17 protein-coding genes are annotated in these 18,116 nt (G+C 63.0%); 9 read left to right on the top strand and 8 right to left on the bottom strand.

Annotated features, from left to right (window positions below):
- Positions 1-6: 6 nt before the first annotated feature.
- Positions 7-747 carry a Crp/Fnr family transcriptional regulator gene (locus LFL96_RS27610; protein ID WP_281001072.1) on the bottom strand — a complete coding sequence of 247 codons (741 nt, stop codon included), beginning with the start codon at positions 745-747 and terminating at the stop codon, positions 7-9.
- A gap of 91 nt (positions 748-838) precedes the next feature.
- Here LFL96_RS27610 and LFL96_RS27605 point away from each other — a divergent pair, with 91 nt between their 5' ends.
- Complete coding sequence (locus LFL96_RS27605; protein WP_281001071.1) at positions 839-1,378, top strand: Mpo1-like protein; 540 nt, start codon at positions 839-841, stop codon at positions 1,376-1,378.
- 41 nt (positions 1,379-1,419) lie between these two features.
- Here LFL96_RS27605 and rarD read toward each other — a convergent pair whose 3' ends face one another.
- Complete coding sequence (rarD, locus tag LFL96_RS27600; protein ID WP_281001070.1) at positions 1,420-2,316, bottom strand: EamA family transporter RarD; 897 nt, start codon at positions 2,314-2,316, stop codon at positions 1,420-1,422.
- Between the two features lie 530 nt (positions 2,317-2,846).
- On the opposite strand from rarD, the gene egtD reads away from it, so the two are divergent.
- The gene (gene egtD, locus LFL96_RS27595) at positions 2,847-3,827 is read left to right on the top strand and encodes an L-histidine N(alpha)-methyltransferase (protein WP_281001069.1); all 981 of its coding nucleotides are present in this window, start codon (positions 2,847-2,849) and stop codon (positions 3,825-3,827) included.
- A gap of 101 nt (positions 3,828-3,928) precedes the next feature.
- On the opposite strand, the gene LFL96_RS27590 is transcribed toward egtD, so the two are convergent.
- Complete coding sequence (locus LFL96_RS27590) at positions 3,929-4,222, bottom strand: acylphosphatase (RefSeq protein ID WP_281001068.1); 294 nt, start codon at positions 4,220-4,222, stop codon at positions 3,929-3,931.
- Between the two features lie 169 nt (positions 4,223-4,391).
- Here LFL96_RS27590 and hpnA point away from each other — a divergent pair, with 169 nt between their 5' ends.
- Both hpnA and LFL96_RS27580 read left to right on the top strand, forming a co-directional pair.
- On the top strand, positions 4,392-5,402 hold the full coding sequence (hpnA, locus tag LFL96_RS27585) for a hopanoid-associated sugar epimerase (RefSeq protein ID WP_281001066.1): 1,011 nt from the start codon (positions 4,392-4,394) through the stop codon (positions 5,400-5,402).
- 239 nt (positions 5,403-5,641) lie between these two features.
- Complete coding sequence (locus tag LFL96_RS27580; RefSeq protein WP_281001064.1) at positions 5,642-6,295, top strand: hypothetical protein; 654 nt, start codon at positions 5,642-5,644, stop codon at positions 6,293-6,295.
- A 56-nt stretch (positions 6,296-6,351) separates the two neighbouring features.
- On the opposite strand, the gene LFL96_RS27575 is transcribed toward LFL96_RS27580, so the two are convergent.
- Both LFL96_RS27575 and hpnC read right to left on the bottom strand, forming a co-directional pair.
- Positions 6,352-7,524 (bottom strand): glycosyltransferase, encoded by a 1,173-nt coding sequence (locus tag LFL96_RS27575; RefSeq protein WP_281001062.1) that lies wholly within the window; start codon positions 7,522-7,524, stop codon positions 6,352-6,354.
- Complete coding sequence (gene hpnC, locus LFL96_RS27570) at positions 7,524-8,390, bottom strand: squalene synthase HpnC (protein WP_281001060.1); 867 nt, start codon at positions 8,388-8,390, stop codon at positions 7,524-7,526. Before hpnC ends, LFL96_RS27575 begins: the two co-directional genes overlap by 1 nt.
- 330 nt (positions 8,391-8,720) lie before the next feature.
- Here hpnC and ispH point away from each other — a divergent pair, with 330 nt between their 5' ends.
- Entirely contained in the window at positions 8,721-9,665 is a 945-nt protein-coding gene (gene ispH, locus LFL96_RS27565) for a 4-hydroxy-3-methylbut-2-enyl diphosphate reductase (RefSeq protein ID WP_281001058.1), read from the top strand.
- 10 nt (positions 9,666-9,675) lie between these two features.
- Entirely contained in the window at positions 9,676-10,830 is a 1,155-nt protein-coding gene (hpnH, locus tag LFL96_RS27560) for an adenosyl-hopene transferase HpnH (RefSeq protein WP_281001056.1), read from the top strand.
- 175 nt (positions 10,831-11,005) lie between these two features.
- Here hpnH and LFL96_RS27555 read toward each other — a convergent pair whose 3' ends face one another.
- Positions 11,006-11,611 carry an ABC transporter substrate-binding protein gene (locus LFL96_RS27555; RefSeq protein WP_281001054.1) on the bottom strand — a complete coding sequence of 202 codons (606 nt, stop codon included), beginning with the start codon at positions 11,609-11,611 and terminating at the stop codon, positions 11,006-11,008.
- A 223-nt stretch (positions 11,612-11,834) separates the two neighbouring features.
- On the opposite strand from LFL96_RS27555, the gene LFL96_RS27550 reads away from it, so the two are divergent.
- Both LFL96_RS27550 and LFL96_RS27545 read left to right on the top strand, forming a co-directional pair.
- The gene (locus LFL96_RS27550) at positions 11,835-14,450 is read left to right on the top strand and encodes an MMPL family transporter (protein ID WP_281001052.1); all 2,616 of its coding nucleotides are present in this window, start codon (positions 11,835-11,837) and stop codon (positions 14,448-14,450) included.
- 2 nt (positions 14,451-14,452) lie between these two features.
- Positions 14,453-15,421, top strand: a complete 969-nt coding sequence (locus tag LFL96_RS27545) for a VacJ family lipoprotein (RefSeq protein WP_281001050.1) — start codon at positions 14,453-14,455, stop codon at positions 15,419-15,421.
- Between the two features lie 165 nt (positions 15,422-15,586).
- On the opposite strand, the gene LFL96_RS27540 is transcribed toward LFL96_RS27545, so the two are convergent.
- Both LFL96_RS27540 and LFL96_RS27535 read right to left on the bottom strand, forming a co-directional pair.
- Complete coding sequence (locus tag LFL96_RS27540) at positions 15,587-15,805, bottom strand: hypothetical protein (protein WP_281001048.1); 219 nt, start codon at positions 15,803-15,805, stop codon at positions 15,587-15,589.
- Position 15,806: 1 nt separating this feature from the next.
- Positions 15,807-17,468 (bottom strand): anti-phage dCTP deaminase, encoded by a 1,662-nt coding sequence (locus LFL96_RS27535; RefSeq protein ID WP_281001046.1) that lies wholly within the window; start codon positions 17,466-17,468, stop codon positions 15,807-15,809.
- Between the two features lie 315 nt (positions 17,469-17,783).
- On the opposite strand from LFL96_RS27535, the gene LFL96_RS27530 reads away from it, so the two are divergent.
- Complete coding sequence (locus LFL96_RS27530; RefSeq protein ID WP_281001044.1) at positions 17,784-18,047, top strand: hypothetical protein; 264 nt, start codon at positions 17,784-17,786, stop codon at positions 18,045-18,047.
- The last annotated feature ends 69 nt before the right edge of the window (positions 18,048-18,116 follow it).

Raw genomic sequence — 18,116 nt, 5'->3', positions numbered from 1 at the left:
ACCAACTCAATCGCCTGAGCCGGCGCGATCCAGATCCGCCAACGCGCTCAACTTCTTCGCATCGACGATTTCGATCTCGGCGTAACCCAGCTTCAACGCCCCTTGCGTTTCGAACTGCTTGAGCACCTGATTGATGGTCTGTCGCGACAGCGCCAGCATCATCGCCAGATCTTCCTGCGGGACTTTGAGCACGCGCCGCAAGCCGTCCGGCGAGTTGGCCTCGTGGTGAGCACCGGGATAGCCGCCCGCCATCAACAACAAGCGGCGCGCCACGCGCGGCGCGGCGGGCAATAACGCGGCTTCCTCGATCGCATCGAAGGCGAGACGCAGCTTTTGCGTCAACAGCAAACCGAACACATGCCAATACGCGGGCGTGCGTTCGAGCAACGCGGCAAGCGCCGCACGCGGCAAATGAAACAGCACCGACTCACGCTCGGCATACGCGTCGTGGGTTCGCGGCCGGTTGTCGAACAGCGCGATCTCGCCGAACCAGTTCACCGGTTCGATCACGGCGAGCAGCGCTTCCTTGCCCGATGCGCTCGCCGCGCCGATCCGCACGAGTCCGTCGAGCAAACAGTAGAGGCCGTCGTCGGCATCGCCGCGCGTGAAGAGGCGCTGCCTCGCGGCGAGACGCTCGACCCGCCCCGCTTCGATCAACTGCGCCTGCATGGCCGCGGGCGCCGAGCGGAACCAGACGCTGCGCGCCAGCACGGCGGCCAGTTCATTCGAGGAAAGACTCTCTGTCATAGGACGGCATCCGTGCCCGATTGTCGGCTACCCGATGGTTTGAAATTCCGCTGCCCGCGATTATGCTGACTTTCACGGAGGAACGGCACCCATGAGAACGCTGACCCAGCAGCTAACGCAATACGCGGCCTATCATCGCGACCGGCGCAACATCGCCACGCACTTCGTCGGCATTCCGATGATCGTGGTGGCGCTCGGCGTATTACTGAGCCGTCCCGCTTTCGCCGTCGGTGCATTGCCTTTCGTGTTGTCGCCGGCGTGGGTGTTGTTCGTCGCGGCCACGCTCTATTACCTCGTGCTCGACGTCCCGCTCGGGCTGATGATGGCGATCTTCTCGGCGTTCTGCCTCGCCTTCGGCCAGTGGATCGCGGCGATGTCCACGCTCGCGTGGATCGCGACCGGCATCGGGCTGTTTTTTATCGGTTGGGTGTTTCAGTTCATCGGGCATATCGCGTACGAACATCGCAAGCCGGCCTTCGTCGACGATCTGATCGGGCTGATGATCGGACCGCTGTTCGTGCTTGCGGAAGCGTTGTTCGGCTTCGGCTGGCGGCCCGCATTGCGCGAGGCGATCGAAGCGGAAGTCGGGCCGACACGGATCAATCCGCAACCGGCAGCGGCGCACCGGTGACGCATCACCGCTCGCCGGACGGGAATCGAATCAAAATCGAATCAATTCGGCGCGAACCGCATCAGCCTCACGCTATGCAAGCCGGTCAACGCGACCGCGATCCAGATCGGGATGTAAGTGGCCAACTGCGTCGCGCTCAAGGATTCGCCTAGCAGCAAGATCGACACGAGCACGAGCAGCACCGGCTCGACGTAACCGAGAATGCCGAACAGCGCGACCGGCAACAGACGGCTTGCCTTCAGATACGACGCCAGCGCCAGCGTGCTCAACGCGCCGAGCCCCGGCAGCAGCAAACACCACATGTCGAGACGACCGCCGATCTTCGCCAGCGAGCCGCCGCTGACCACGAAGACGATCGCGGCCGGCAACAGCAGCGCCATTTCGACCGTGAACATGGCGAGCGAATCCTGATTGATCTTGCGGCGCAACACGAAGTACGGCGGATAGCCGAGCGCGACCAGCAAGGTCGGCCACGAAAAAGCGCCGGTCACCCACAACTCATGACCGACACCCACCGCCGCGCACGCGACGGCCAGCCACTGCAAGCCGTCGAGGCGTTCGTGGTAGTAGAAGCGCCCGACCAGCACCATCGTCAACGGCAGCAGGAAATAGCCGAGCGACACTTCGAGCATGCGGCCATGCAGCGGCGCCCAAAGAAACACCCAAAGCTGCACGCCGAGCAACGCCGCGCTGACGATCATGGCGACACCGAGCCTGGGCTGCGTCACCATGCGGTCAAGAAGCTGACGGAGAATCGGTAGACGCTTGCGCAACGCCACCAGCAGCAGCGCGCCGGGCACCGTCCAGATGACGCGCCACGCGAAGATGTCGAGACCGTTCAGCGGCGCGAGCAGCGTGGCGTACGCGGACAGCAGCGCAAACAGCGTGGAGGCGCCCACCGACAACGCGATACCTCGTTTCGGGTCGTAGGCGTTCATCGCGCGGCCTGCGGAGTCGAGCTTGTCAGGAAATGCACGGCGAACGCACAGAGCGGCGCGAGAGGATGAATTTGCAGCGCAGCATTTGGGCGCGCGGCGTTGGACGTTTTCATGAGCGGTGGTGATGTCTTTCGAGCGGGCAACGCGGTAGGGCGCATCGTTTCGCGCCGCAATTTCCGGTGGCCGTCGTTTTGTCTTACGCGATCCACAAGGGCAGCCGGCATTCTAGACGCTTAAGCGTAACGGGCGTGTAAGGGTCGGAAAACAGCAGACGCGCGAGGGTCGCACGTCGAGCGTCATGCTCACCCCGTAAATTATTCTGTGCGCATCAAGCATCGATGCACTAGAACATAACTTCACGCGCAAAACCCGAGCGCCAAGGTTTTATCCGGCGCGTGCGCGAATCTTGCTACGAAGACAGGCAGTCGCTCACCGCCCTCCTCCCACGCGGCGCGCTTCACGGCGCGCCGACCCGCACGCCGCCATCTGGCCAGCGCACCCGCTCATCGAATGTGACTACTGGAGCCAACATGACCCAGCCAGCCCTCTCGCACGACGCCTCACCCGACTTCCGTTCCACCTTCGCCGCCGACGTCCGCGCGGGGCTCACGCATACGCCGCAAAAGGAATTGCCGTCCAAGTATCTGTATGACGAAGTGGGCTCGGCCCTCTTCGAAGTGATCACCGTGCTGCCCGAATACGGCGTGACGCGCGCCGAGGAGCGGCTACTGACGAAGCACGCCGCCGACATCGTCGCCCATTTGCCGCACGACGTGACCGTCGCGGAACTCGGCAGCGGCAGCGGCCGCAAAACGCGGCGTATTCTCGAAGCGTTGTGTAAAAAGCGCCCCACTTCCTACTGCCCGATTGAAATTTCGCGCAGCGCATTGCAGTTGTGCCGGCGCGAGCTTGGCGACATCGAACGCATTTCGATCGTGGGTTACGAGCGCGATTATCTTGCGGGTCTGGCGGAAGTCAGCCAGAACCGCAAGTCGGACGAACGGCTGCTGGTGCTGTTTCTCGGCAGCACGATCGGCAATTTCGGCCGGCTCGCGGCGACCCGTTTTCTGCGCGACATCCGCAACATGCTCGCCCCCGGCGATGCGCTATTGCTCGGCACCGATCTGATCAAGCCGACGCCCGTGCTGATCGCCGCATACGACGATGCGGTCGGCGTGACCGCCTCGTTCAATCTGAATCTGCTTGCGCGCATCAACCGCGAACTCGACGGCGATTTTCCGCTGGAAGCGTTCGAGCACGTCGCGCGTTTCAACCCGGACGCGCGCAGCATCGAAATGCATTTGCGCGCGAAGCGCGATATCACGGCGCAGGTCGGCGCCGCGAAGTTGACGGTGTCGCTGAAGGCGGGCGAAACGATCTGGACCGAAAGCAGCCACAAATACCGCGCCGACGAAATGCCCGCGATCGCCGACGCCGCCGGCTTCACGTGCAGTCATCAGTGGGTCGAGGACGAATGGGGTTTCGCGGAAAGTTTGCTGGTGGCGCGTTGATGTCGAACGACGGTTGAACAGCCGTTGTTCACCACGGCTCGGGCGCAGGGGCGGTCACGTGCGTGATTGATGTCGCGTGCCGACGCGCGCCCTTCGTCCGCTCAGTGTTGCTCGAAGCGCTCGTAGCGCTTTTCGGTCGCGCGCTCCTCGCCGGCGACTTCGGTGACGCGCGCCGCCGGCGGCCCATGCCGCAACCACGACAGCATCCGGTCGACCTGATTGGCCGCGCCCTGCAGCATCGCTTCGACGGAACCGTCGTCGAGATTCGCGACCCAGCCCTTGATGCCGAGCGCGTGCGCCTGGCGCACGGTCGCGTGACGAAAGCCGACGCCTTGCACGGTGCCGCGCACCCGCACGTAATACGTTTCGATCCGCTCATCCAGATCTGGGGACATGCCGGTTTCTCCTGTCAACTTTTCAAGCGGGCATTCTAAGCTCGCTTGACTACGCCTGCTCGGCAAAGTCCGTCCATTCGCCGTCTTTTGCGTGTTGCACCCGCTCACGCGACACACGGCCCCCGCGCCACGTACAATCCGTCGACTTCATGCAGGGAATTGGAACGCAATGAGCGAACAGAATCGCGATCTCGTGCTCGTGACCGGCGCGTCCGGCTTCGTCGGCTCGTCGGTGGCGCGCATCGCGCAGCAGAAAGGCTTCAAGGTGCGCGTGCTGGTGCGCGCCACCAGTCCGCGTCAGAACGTCGAGGCGTTGAACGCGGAAATCGTCGTCGGCGATATGCGCGACGAAGCGTCGATGCGCGTCGCGCTGCGCGGCGTGCGTTATCTGCTGCACGTGGCGGCGGATTATCGTTTGTGGGCGCCGGACCCGAGCGAGATCGAACGCTCGAATCTCGAGGGCACCGAGGCGACCATGCGCGCGGCGCTGAAGGAAGGCGTGGAACGCATCGTCTATACGAGCAGCGTGGCGACGTTGAAGGTCACGAGTTCCGGTCAGTCCGCCGACGAAACCTCGCCGCTCAAGGCCGACCAGGCGATCGGCGTGTACAAGCGCAGCAAGGTGCTCGCGGAGCGCGCGGTGGAACGCATGATTGCCGAGGACGGCTTGCCGGCCGTGATCGTCAATCCGTCCACGCCGATCGGTCCGCGCGACGTGAAGCCGACGCCGACCGGCCGCATCATCGTCGAAGCGGCGCTCGGCAAGATTCCCGCGTTCGTCGATACGGGCCTGAATCTCGTGCACGTCGACGACGTGGCCGCCGGCCATTTTCTCGCGCTCGAACGCGGCAAGATCGGCGAGCGCTACATCCTCGGCGGGGAAAACCTGCCCTTGCAGCAGATGCTCGCGGACATCGCCGCGCTGACCGGCCGCAAGGCGCCGACGCTGAGCTTGCCGCGCTGGCCGCTGTATCCGCTCGCGATGGGCGCCGAAGCGGTCGCGAAGATCACGAAACGCGAACCGTTCGTCACCGTCGACGGTCTGAAGATGTCGAAGAACAAGATGTACTTCACGTCGGCGAAAGCCGAGCGCGAGCTTGGCTACCGCGCGCGGCCCTATCGCGAAGGCTTGAGCGATGCGCTCGACTGGTTCAGGCAAGCGGGCTATCTGAAGCTCTGATCGGCCGCTCGACGCTGGTTGGGGGTGCGCATCCGCTCAGGCGGCCTCTCAGGCGGTCTGTCAGGCAGTCCATCAAGCAGCCAGTCACACGGCCTGGCTCGCCGGCGCATCCGCGCCCGCACTTGCGCCCGGCAAAGCGGCGCGGCAGCGAGCATTTTGTTACAACGTCACTGTGTTTGCGGCAGGTAAAAGCCTACGCGCAGCAGTTAAAATCGTAGGTCTTACCAGAGAAACCTCGCATGAATCTTCACGAACAGCTCGGCGCGCTGGAAATGGGCGTCGATCAGCTCATTCAGGCTGTCGTGGCCACGCAGGCCGAAAATCATCCCGAGTCATCCGCATCGAACGCCGCGCCGCAAGCGTCGGCGGAACCGGTCGCGCATGCAACGCACGCTCAGGCCGACGGTCAGGCCGACGTTCAGCCCGATACTCAAGCCGATACAGCGGCGGCCGACAGCGCCGTGGCTGAAAGCGCCGTCGTCGAGCCGGAAGCCGCGCAACCGCAAGAGCGGCAAGAGCAGCAAGAGCCGGCCGCACCTTCGCAAGAAGCCCCAGCCGAACATCTCCAGCCGACGCTCGAAATCAACCGCCCCGCGCAAAACGAAATCACCATGACGATCGGCGGTCAGACGGTCGCGCTGCGTCCGGATCAGGTCGGCAAGCTGATCGAGGAACTGTCGAACGCGCGCGCATCGATGACGCCGGAACCGCCGCCCGGCATTCCGCCAGGCTGGCGCTTCGTCTCAACGAAGAATCCGGTGATGGCGGTGCAGAAGCAGTCGAACGGCGACCGCCTGCTGGTCATGCGGCATACGGGCCACGGCTGGGTGCCGTTCACGTTCTCGCCGGACATGGTGATTCAGCTCTACATGATGCTCACGCAGAGCAAATGAAAATGGCGCCCACGGGCGCCATTTCTTCTTCAAGCGTTACGAACCGCGAAGCCGCGTCAGCGCTCCTGCACGGGCGCCTGAACCCGTGCCTTCCACTGACCGCCCTTGCCGCGCCAGTACCGCACCGCCGAGCCGAGCGTCGCGCTCACGTAGAACAGCGCGATCAGCGGCAGGAACGGCGCCCACAGCGGCGAACGACGGTAATAGCTGAGCATCGGCGCATACGCGCAGCACATGGCGGCCCACGCGAGCCATGCGGGACCGCCCGTCGGACCGAGCACCAGCGCCGCGACCGGCGGCATCAGATAGATGATCGTCATGCCCAGCAGCGTGCCCGCGAGCAGCAGCGGCGAGTAGTGCAATTGCGTAAAGGCCGTGCGCGCGATCATGTTCCAGATCTCGCGCCAGCTATCGTACGGACGCAGCGAAATGCTGCGCGCCGCCACGTCGAGCCGGATCGGATGCCGCCCCGTACCGCGATGTTTGATGCGCGCGGCGAGACTGCAATCGTCGATCAGTTCGGCGCGGATCGATTCGATGCCGCCCGCTTCTTCCAGCGCGCTACGCCGTACCAGCATGCAGCCGCCGGCCGCCGCCGCCGTGCGATTGCGCGGATTGTTGACCCACGCGAACGGGTACAGCTTGGCGAAGAAGAACACGAACGCCGGAATCAGCGCCTTTTCCCAGAAGGAATCGCAACGCAGACGCACCATCAGCGAGACGAGGTCGCGCTGTTCGGCTTCCGCGCGCGCGACGAGTTGCGCGACCGCATCCGCGGGATGGCCGATGTCCGCGTCGGTCAGCAGCAGAAAATCTGCGGGCAGCCCGAGCGTGCGCACCGCCTCGATACCCTGCGATTGCGCCCACACCTTGCCGGACCAGCCCGGCGGCAGCGGCTTCGCGCTCAGCACGGTCAGACGGTCGGCGCATTGCAGCTGCAACGCCGCGGCGCGCGCGGCGTCGGCGGTGCCGTCGGTGCTGTGGTCGTCGACCACGATCACGTGAAAGGCGCCGGGATAATCCTGCTGCAGCAGGCTGGTGACCGCCTCGGCGATCACCTCGACTTCATTGCGCGCCGGCACGACCGCCGCGACCGCCGGCCATGCGTCGCGCGGCGCGAGCGGCAGCGGCGCGGCGGGCCGCGCGCGCCAGAAGCCGCCGCGCGCGAACAGCAGCACGCACCAGATCAGCAGGGAAAGACACGACAGAAGAAACAGAACCACGGCCATTAAGCATTACCCTCGATTGAACGCGCCTCGACGCCGACGCGTCGCGATAGCCACATCACCACGGTACGCGCCGCGACGACGCACCAGTCAAACAGATTGAGTTCCGGCCGCTCGCGAAACACGTCGTAGTCGGCGCGCTCGATGCGTTCGAGAAAACGCAGACCGCCATGCACGGCGCCGCAGAGCTCGAAACCGAGCCGCCCCGGAATGCGCAACGCGAGCGGCGCGCCGCGCACCAGCGTCTGCCGCACGAAACCGACTTCATGCGCCATCAGCGCGCGCCAGTTATCGTCGACGCGGCCGGCGGCGATCTGCGCCTCGGTCACGCCGAAACGCTGCAGGTCCGCGAGCGGCAGATAGAGCCGGTCCTGCTTCCAGTCGGCGGGCACTTCCAGCCAGAAGCTGATCAATTGCGACGCGGTGCAGATCGCGTCGGCATCGGCCAGATTCGCCGGGGTGGCCGCGCCGATCAGATGCAGCATCAGATGCCCGAGCGGATGCGCCGACTGCCGGCAATAGTCGAGCAACGCCGCGCGGTCGGCGTAACGACGGGTGTCGATGTCCTGCGCGCATGCGCGCAACAGCTCGTAGAACGGCGCGAGCGGCAGTTTATATTGCGCGACCACGCCCGCGAGCTTGCCGAACAGCAGCGGATGCACCGGCGCCGCGCGACGCGCGGCCACCGCGTCGAGACCGGCGCGAAAGTCGGCAAGACGCGTATGCCGCTCGGCGGCGCTCCATTCGCCCTCGTCGACGATGTCGCCCGCCGTGCGCACGACTTGATAGATAATGCCGAGGGGCGCGCGCAGCGCCTTCGGCACCAGCACGCTCGCGACCGGAAAATTTTCGGGGTGATCGACTTCCATCCAGCGAGTCTCGAAACCATTCTGTAATGCAGGCGCCTAAGCGCGCCGCAGGACCACGTAGTTTAAGGGTTCCGCTAAACCCGCGCAGCGTGTAAGGATTGCCGCCTGCACCCGGTATCGGCGCCGACCCCAAGCCGGCGCTGCTGCGCCCGCCCAACAGCGGGCGGGCCTGCCAAAGCAAAGCCGGCCTGATAGCGTTAGAATGCGCGTTTGGTTTTGCTGTACCGGCTGTCGCCGGGGCTCAAGACGTCAACTAATTAGATGGTCGCGGCGATAAAGTCAAACTTACCGACTTCTTCGAAGCCCGCGTCAGTCGGAGTTCGCCAACTTATGCGAGTCATCCTTGCTCAACCCCGCGGCTTTTGTGCGGGTGTTGTTCGCGCAATCGAGATCGTCGATCGCGCGTTACAGCAACACGGCGCCCCCGTGTACGTCCGCCACGAGATTGTCCACAACCGTCACGTGGTCGACAACCTGCGCCAGAAAGGCGCGCGCTTCGTCGAGGAACTCGATGAAGTGCCGCAAGGCGCGGTCGCTATTTTCAGCGCGCACGGTGTCGCGCAAACCGTCGAACGCGACGCGGAAGCACGCGGTCTCGACGTGCTCGACGCAACCTGCCCGCTCGTCACCAAGGTGCACGTGCAGGGCCGCCAGTATGTCGGCGCGGGCCGCACGCTGATTCTGATCGGCCACGCCGGGCATCCGGAAGTGGAAGGCACGATCGGCCAGATTCCCGGCAAGGTGCTGCTCGTGCAGAGCGAAGCCGAAGTCGCGCATCTGGATCTGCCGCTCGACACGCCGCTCGCCTACGTCACGCAGACCACGCTGTCGGTGGACGACACGCGCGGCATCATCGACGCGTTGCTGCGCCGCTTCACCGACATCGTCGGTCCGGACACGCGCGACATCTGCTATGCCACGCAAAACCGTCAGGCGGCGGTGCGCGAACTGAGCAAGCAGGTCGAGGTGCTGCTGGTGGTCGGTGCGACCAATAGTTCGAACTCGAACCGGCTGCGCGAGATCGGCAGCGAAAGCGGCGTGGCGAGCTACCTCGTCGCCGACGGTTCGGAAGTGAAGCCGGAATGGTTTGCGAACGTGCAGACGGTCGGCATCACGGCCGGCGCCTCGGCGCCGGAAGAGATGGTCAAAAACGTAATCGATGCGTTGAGCGCATTGGGGCCCGTCGATGTCACGACGATGTCGGGCCGTGAAGAGAAAGTCGAATTCAAGTTGCCATCGAAACTGATGCAACCACTCGCCGCGCGCGAAGTTTAAGGAGGACGTCTTGTCTATTCCGCTGCTACAGAAAGTCCGGGTCGGCGCATACATCATGCGTCAGCACCTCTCGCGCAACAAACGCTACCCGCTCGCGTTGATGCTGGAGCCTCTGTTCCGCTGCAATCTTGCCTGCAATGGCTGCGGCAAGATCGACTATCCGGATCCCATCCTGAATCAGCGTCTGTCGCTGGAAGAATGCCTCGGCGCCGTCGACGAATGCGGCGCGCCGATCGTCTCGATCGCGGGCGGCGAACCGCTGCTGCACAAGGAAATGCCGGAGATCGTGAAGGGCATCATGGCGCGCAAGAAGTTCGTGTACCTGTGCACGAACGCGCTGCTGATGGAAAAGAAAATGGACGACTACGAGCCGAATCCGTATTTCGTCTGGTCGGTTCACCTCGACGGCGACCGCGAATCGCACGATCACTCGGTGTCGCAGGACGGCGTGTACGACAAGGCCGTCGCCGCGATCAAGGAAGCGAAGCGCCGCGGTTTCCGCGTGAACATCAACTGCACGCTGTTCAACGACGCCGTGCCGGAACGCGTGGCCGCGTTCTTCGACACGCTCGGCCCGATGGGCGTGGACGGCATCACCGTCTCGCCGGGCTATGCATACGAGCGCGCGCCGGATCAGCAGCATTTCCTGAACCGCGACAAGACCAAGCATCTGTTCCGCGAAATCTTCAAGCGCGGCAACAACGGCAAGAACTGGTCGTTCAGCCAGTCGGACATGTTCCTCGACTTCCTCGCCGGCAACCAGACCTACGAATGCACGCCTTGGGGCAACCCGGCGCGCACCGTGTTCGGCTGGCAGAAGCCGTGCTACCTGGTCGGCGAAGGCTACGTGAAGACCTTCAAGGAATTGATGGAAACCACGGAGTGGGAAAAGTACGGCACGGGCAACTACGAAAAGTGCGCGGACTGCATGGTGCATTGCGGTTTCGAAGCCACCGCCGTGCTGGACACGTTCTCGAATCCGCTGAAGGCGCTGAAGGTGAGCATGCGCGGTCCGAAGACCTCGGGTGAATTCGCCAAGGACATTCCGCTGGACAAACAACGTCCCGCCGAATACGTGTTCTCGCGCCACGTCGAGATCAAGCTGGAAGAGATCAAGGTCGCCGGTACGGGCAAGAGCGTGCGGGCGGCAACGGCGGCGCACTAAGCGAGCGCCGGGGCGGTCGGTTCAAGGCGGTTTTGCACCGCCTTGCCCCGATCGGCCGCACACGTTCTCAAGACATAAAAAAGCGCGGCAGCCAGGTTCTGGCTACCGCGCTTTTTCTTTTGCTGTCCGTACGCGTCGCTACGATTAAACGTAGCGAGGCGACTCGTTCAGATTGTCAGCCGGCGCTCCGCGCGTTATGCGCGGTGAGGAATTTGATCAATCCGTCGATGCCGCCCTTCGAGATCTGATCCGAGAACTGCGTCTGATAAACCTGGATCAGCCAGGCGCCCATCATGTTGATGTCGTAGACCTTCCAGCCGGACGCGCTTTTGGTCAACCGGTAGTCGATCGCATCGTCGCCGCCGTTGCTGAGCACATGCGACTGCACGACGATGTCGTTCGCGCCGGACGCCGCCGTTACCGGCAGGAACTTGAACTTGACGTCCTGATCGCGCAGTTGCGACAGCGAGGCCGCGTAAGTCCGCACCAGCAGCAACGTGAACTGGTCATACAGTTGCTTCTGCTGTTCGGGTGTCGCGGTCGACCATGCCTTGCCGACGGCGATGCGCGTGGTGCGCTGGAAATCCGTGGCCGGCAGGAAACGCGTTTCCACGACCTGGGTGATTTTGCCCATGTCACCGCCGCGTGCCTGCGGATCGGCCTTCATCGCCGCGACGGTGCCTTCGACGGCATTTTTTACCACGGCATCGGGCGCGCTTTGCGCAAAAGCCGCCGTGGACACCACGGCCGCAGCCAGAAAAGCAGACAGATAACGTTTCATACGCTCGCCAGAAGCTGAAGAAGTGCTGAAGGAATAAGCGCCGCCAGCCTTGTAAGCCGGGGCGAAAGCAGGATAGACCAGTATACCGATATTGCGTTCCCACCCCGAAGCGCGCCGCCGGGCGCTGTACTTGCTACCGAATACGATCCGGATCCCTCGGGCTCTGTATACTTGTGCACTTTCGTCAAAAACAACACCCCGTGATAAGGCCCATTCCGCCTACATGCTGAAGTCATCTATCGTCCGTCTCGTCGCCTACTCGGTGCGGTATCCGTTGCGGATCGTCGCCGTGTCGCTCGCGCTCGCCGTTCTGAGCGGCATCTACGTTGCCCACAACTTCAAGATCAACACGGACATCAGCCGGCTCATCGAGACCGACAAGCAGTGGTCGTCGCTCGAACATGCGATGGACCAGGCCTTCCCCGATCGCGGCGATTCCGTGCTGGTGGTCGTCGAGGCCCGCGCGCCGGAGTTCGCCGACGCGGCCGCCAATGCGCTGACGGCCGCGCTGAAGTCCGATCCGAAGGAATTCGTCGCCGTTTCGCAGCCGGCCGGTGGACCGTTTTTCGACCATAACGGCCTGCTGTTCCCGTCCACGGACGAAGTCATGTCCACCACGTCGCAACTCGTCCAGTCGCGGCCGCTGGTGAATGCGCTCGCGCACGACCCGAGCCTGACCGGCCTCGCCGGTACGCTCACCACCAGCCTGTTGCTGCCGTTGCAACTCGGTCAGGTGAAGCTCGCCGACATGAGCCATCTGTTGTCGCAGAGCGCGACCACGATCGACCGCGTGCTGGCCGGACAGCCCGCCGCGTTCTCCTGGCGCGCGCTGGTCGACAAGGGCGTGGCCACCAATCCGGCGCGTGCGTTCGTCGTCGTGCAGCCGGTGGTGAATTACGACGCACTGGAGCCGGGTGCGAGCGCGTCGAAGGCGATCCGCGGCACGGCGGCCGCGCTGCATCTCGATGCGCGTTACGGCGCCACGGTCCGCCTGACCGGCCAACAGCCACTCGCCGACGAAGAGTTCGCGTCGGTGCAGGACGGTGCCGCGCTCAATGGCATCGGCACCTTTGTCGTCGTGCTGATTATTTTGTGGCTCGCGCTGCGCTCGGGCCGCATGATCGCCGCCGTGTTCGTCACGCTGTTCGTCGGGCTGGCAATCACCGCCGCGCTCGGGCTGATGCTGGTCGGCGCGCTGAACATGATTTCGGTCGCGTTCATGGTGCTGTTCGTCGGGCTCGGCGTCGACTTCGGCGTGCAGTTCGGCGTCAAGTATCGCGAGGAGCGCAATCGCGACGATCGTCTGTCCGCCGCGCTCATGCATACCGCGCACAGCATCGGCGTGCCGCTGACGCTCGCGGCCGTGGCCGTCGCGCTGAGCTTCTTCTCGTTCCTGCCGACCGCTTATCGCGGCGTCTCCGAGTTGGGCGAGATCGCGGGCGTCGGCATGTTCGTCGCGTACTTCACCAACATGACGCTGCTGCCCGCGTTGCTGAAGCTGTTCAATCCGCCGGGCGAAGCCGGCTCGCCGGGCTTCAAGCAACTCGCGCCGCTCGACGATTTTCTCGACCATCATCGCAAGCCCGTGCTGATCGGCACGCTGATCGTGGTGATCGGCGCCACGCCGCTGCTCACGCATCTGCGCTTCGACTTCAATCCGCTGCATCTGAAAGACCCGCATACGGAGTCGATGGCGACGCTGCTGTCGCTGAAGGATTCACCGGAAGCCGCGGTCAACAATGTGCACGTGCTGGCGCCGTCGCTCGCCGATGCGGACCAGAAAGCCGCGCATCTGCGTACGCTGCCGGAAGTGGGTCGCGTGACCACGCTCGACACGTTCGTGCCGGCCGATCAGCAGCAGAAGATGATGCTGATCGCGAGCGCCGCGCAGCAACTGCTGCCCGCGTTGCAACAACAGCCCTCGCCGCCGGCCACGGACGCGGTGCGGGTCGCCACGCTCAAACGCGCGTCGAACCAGCTCTCGCTCGCCGCCGACGATCACCCGGGCCCGGGCGCCGCCGAAGCGAAGCATCTGTCGGAAACGCTGCAAAAACTCGCCGCCGCCGATGCCGCCACCCGCGATCGCGCCGAAACCGCGATGTCCGAGCCGTTGCGTATCGCGTTGAAGCAGTTGGCGGATCTGCTGCAGCCGACCGCGATCACGCGCGAGAACCTGCCGAAGGAAATCACGAGCAGCTGGGTATCGAAGGACGGCCGCGCACTGGTCGACATCTCGCCGAAAATCAAGGCAGGCGCCGACCCGAACGACGACACCGTGCTGTCCCGCTTCGCGCATGCGGTGAAGACGGCGGAGCCGGACGCGATCGGCGGTCCGATTTCGATCCTGCATTCGGCCGATACGATCATCAAGGCGTTCCTGCAAGCGGCGGGCTACGCGCTGGTATCGATCGCGATTCTGCTGTGGATCGCGCTGCGGCGCGTCGGCGATATGCTGCGCACGCTGGTGCCGCTGCTGGTGTCGGCGCTTGTGACGCTGGAGTTGTGCGTGGTGTTCGGCATGCCGCTGAACTTTGCGAATATCATTGCGCTGCCGCTGATGCTCGGCGTCGGCGTGGCATTCAAGATTTACTTCGTGATGGCGTGGCGTAACGGGCAGACCGGTCTCCTGCAGTCGAGCCTGACGCACGCCGTGCTGTTCAGCGCGGCGACCACGGCGACGGCGTTCGGCAGCCTGTGGCTGTCGCATCATCCGGGGACGTCGAGCATGGGACGTCTGCTGGCGCTGTCGTTGTTCTGCACACTGATCGGCGCGGTGGTGTTTCAACCCGTGCTGATGGGCAAGCCGCGCTCACGTCGCGCGAAGCATAAAGGAATATAAGCATGAAGCTGCGTAACACCGTGCTGGCGCTTGCCGCCACCGGTTTGATCTCCGGCTGCGCGACCGGTCCTGACCGCAAGCCCGGCGACCCGTTCGAACCGGTGAACCGGGTCGTGTTCAAGTTCAACGATGGGCTCGACACCTATATCGCGAAGCCCGTCGCAACCGGCTATCAGAAGGTGACGCCGCAGCCGTTGCGCACGGCGGTCAGCAACTTCTTCTCGAACCTCGGCGACCTGAGCAACGCGGCGAACGCGCTGCTGCAGTTGAAGATCACCGATGCGACCGAGGACATCGTCCGCTTCGCGTTCAACTCGACCTTCGGTCTGGGCGGTCTGCTCGATTGGGCGACGCCGGCTGGGTTGCCGAAGCATCATCAGGACTTCGGTCTGACGCTGGGGCATTGGGGCGTGCCGTCGGGTCCGTATCTGGTGCTGCCGCTGTTCGGGCCCAGTACGGTGCGCGACAGCATGGGGCTGGTGGTCGACGTGAAGTTCAATCCGCTGAACTACGTCGAACCGGCGGTGCGCAATCCGCTGTATGTGCTGCAGTTCGTTAGCGTGCGGTCGGATCTGCTGGGCGCGACCGATCTGCTGCAGCAGGCGGCGCTGGATAAGTATTCGTTCGTACGGGATGCTTATACGCAGCAGCGCAAGGCGCGTCTGCGCGGCTCGGGCGATAACGCCGCGCCGTTGCCGAACTATGACGATCAGGGGGATTCGGGGGCATCGGCTGCGCCGCAGGGCACGTCGGGCGGGCTGCCGAATTACGCTGATCCGGGTGAGGCGGCGGAAGCGCCGAAGGGGGCATCAGGGGCGGGTACGGCGCCGGCTGCTCCGGCTGGGGTGCCGAATTATTCGGATCCGGGGGAAACACCGGCGAGTGGGGCGGGCGGGGCGGCGCCCTTGGCGCCGGCCTCGGGCACCGCGGCTGTGCCTGCGCCTCAACCGGCTCCGGCAGGCAGCAAGTAACCGCAATGATCGCGTTCGAGGGCGGACGCTTGGCGCCCAGATAAGCGAAAGCCCCGCGTGAAAGCGGGGCTGAATACGGGGCTGAATACCAGGCTGACTAAGTTGAGCGAGCGGGAGTTCTACCTATCGAACACCGCACCTCACGCGGGGCGTCCTGAAGCGAGATCAGAAGTATTTAACCTTCCGGGTAATCTTTTCAAGCAGCCGCGCATTGTCGACGTCGACTCCTGCGGAACCTTCCTGCTTGACCGGCTTGAATTGAAGCACTTTCGCAAGCGGCCGCTGCTCAGGTGCCGATGCCGACAATCCGCGCTCCGAAGAAATCACCGAGCCTTCGTTCGCGTGCGGCTCAAAACACAGCGAGAGTTGCTCTTCTCTAACCATGTCATCCTCCTTCGGGTTGGTGGGTGTCGCTTCCGGCCATTTCAGGTGCTAGGCGTTCGGAGACGGAAGGCATTTCGCCATCCGTCCCGGAGGATTGTAGTTCACGGACTGCTAGCGCTTCAAGCGTTGGAATGGCTTCCAGGGTTATTGCGGTAACCGGATAAGCCGCGCGTATTTTCATCTCGCCGGTGCTGCTGTCTTTCCGGCCCGTTTCGTGCGACGAGAAGAATTTCAGAAACCGCGATGGCGCTACGCCGTCAAACGGTACGATGCGGACCTTAGCGTGGTCTGTCTCGCGATCAGTGATAGCGTCAGAATGAAGTTTGGTCGCAAGACTTTTCCGGTACGGCTCCAGGAAATACACCTCTTCAATACCCGCAGCGACGATATGCCTCGCGCATGAGTGACATGGGTATGTGGTCACGAAGAGTTTGCCCCCGAGAACTTCTGATCCGTGAGCGGCTCCAGCGCTCAGCAACGCATGCATCTCCGCATGTACGGCGCGAGAGAACTCGATCAGACTTTTGAGTTGCGTGTCGTGGCGCATGAGTTTGTAGGCCTCGTCGCGCTTTTCCGGCTCGATAATTTTGTTGTCGACCATCTTGCTGACGACGGCCTCGGCAATCGCGGATTTCTCACTGTCGTTAAAGCAGCGGCCACCCTCGACGTTCCAGCAACGATGGTCTCCATCAGACGAGTCGTTGACGTCCAGCGTCTCATAGAGGCCGCCAAACGGACGTGGCACGTCATTCCATCCGATAGAAATGACGCTTCCTTTTTTATTCGTCAGGGCCGCGCCGACTTGCCGGGATAAGCAAGCGGAATTGCGCGCAGCCGAGTACGCCGCGTACATCGCCCGCTCATGCACGGTCGGCGTCATGATTTTCGTTCCAAGCATCAAATCCAGAAAACGCTTCCCGCGTGCACGTATTTGTGAATCTGTGTTCTTGTCAGCGCGTAAAAAGAAGTCACATAACGGGAAGGTGTCTTGTACACGCTGTCCGTAGTCATGTTCTTCGCCGGAGTCGCGGTCGATAAGCTCGTAGACATCGTCACCGCGCGCCGCGCGCCTCGCCAGTTTCTCCACGCGCAGCTCTATCGGGGTATAGACACCGACAACGTGGAGCATATCGCCGTAGACGGACCGTAACAGCCGCAGTTCATCGATGTGCTTGATGGAATCGATGATGTGGCAGCGCTTTTCCGAAATAGTCGGGCGGATCACATCGCGGTCGAGATCGTGGTTGGGAAACAGAAGCGGCTGGTGGCGCTTCTCATCCTTCGCGTTCTCGTTGATCTTTTCCCGCTCCAATGCAATTTGCTGGATAGCGACGCGAGCGAGGATTGCATTCCCGTGGAGTTCGCGAAGCTTATTGCCCGCATCGATCAACTCGCGTGTCGAGCAATTTTCTCGCGTCAGGCCCGACAAACGACAGATCTCATTGCTGAGCCGAATAATGTCGACCTTGCTGTACGCGTAATCTGTCTCCTGCAGAAGCGCCCTGAACATTTGCGCGACTTCATGCAATGGCGTGCCCATCGGCCCACAAAGAGCGATGACGATTTCCGGCGTACGCGATTGATCTATAGTCGCCTGGTCGCCGAGACGCTCACGCTTACCTCGGCCCGGTTGTGCAGCGACAACAGCAAGGTTACTTTTCACGGCAGACCTCTGCGAACTGCCGTACACGGCTCGCCATGCCGTATGCTGTCGCCGACAAAATATCGCCTGATCGCGCTGACGCGCACTCCCTATCCAATTGAAAATCCCATTTCATCTCAGGTCCCTCGTATTCTTTTTTAGGTTTCCTAGCTATGTGCCCCCGCACAAAGCGCGGCACAAGTATGCATGAAGCGATACATCTTGGAATACGACGCAACCTGATCCGATGCGTTTCGATTAGAAATCGATCACACGCGTGCGACGAAGCGCGTCTTTATGCGCATTGATTCCGTGTTCGATAAACGCAGTCAAACTATGAAACAACGAATCATCGTCGCTTTCCTCAGCGTGACTGTGCTGGTTACCGGGGGACTGGTGATCGCGTTCAACGTCCTCAACTTGCAGGAAGCCTATGGCAGCGGACCGCCGTATTTTTCCCGCACGACCAACATGGACAAATGGACGAATCCGTTTCCCGTTTTGGGTGTCATCGACGCGATCGCCGTGCTCCTCATCGCGTCATATCTCTACGTCTTGAAGGCCGCCCAAATGAAAAAGCCCCGAACGCATCGGGGCTAATTCAATCGGGGCTAATTCAATTACCGCGCGGAGCAGCGGTCACAACACAGACAGCGCGCCAGACACACG

Origin of the sequence: Paraburkholderia sp. D15, from assembly GCF_029910215.1 — a bacterium.
Classification (GTDB): domain Bacteria; phylum Pseudomonadota; class Gammaproteobacteria; order Burkholderiales; family Burkholderiaceae; genus Paraburkholderia.
The sequence above is the reverse complement of the archived record's forward strand: the minus strand, read 5'-3'. Positions and strand labels throughout refer to the sequence as shown.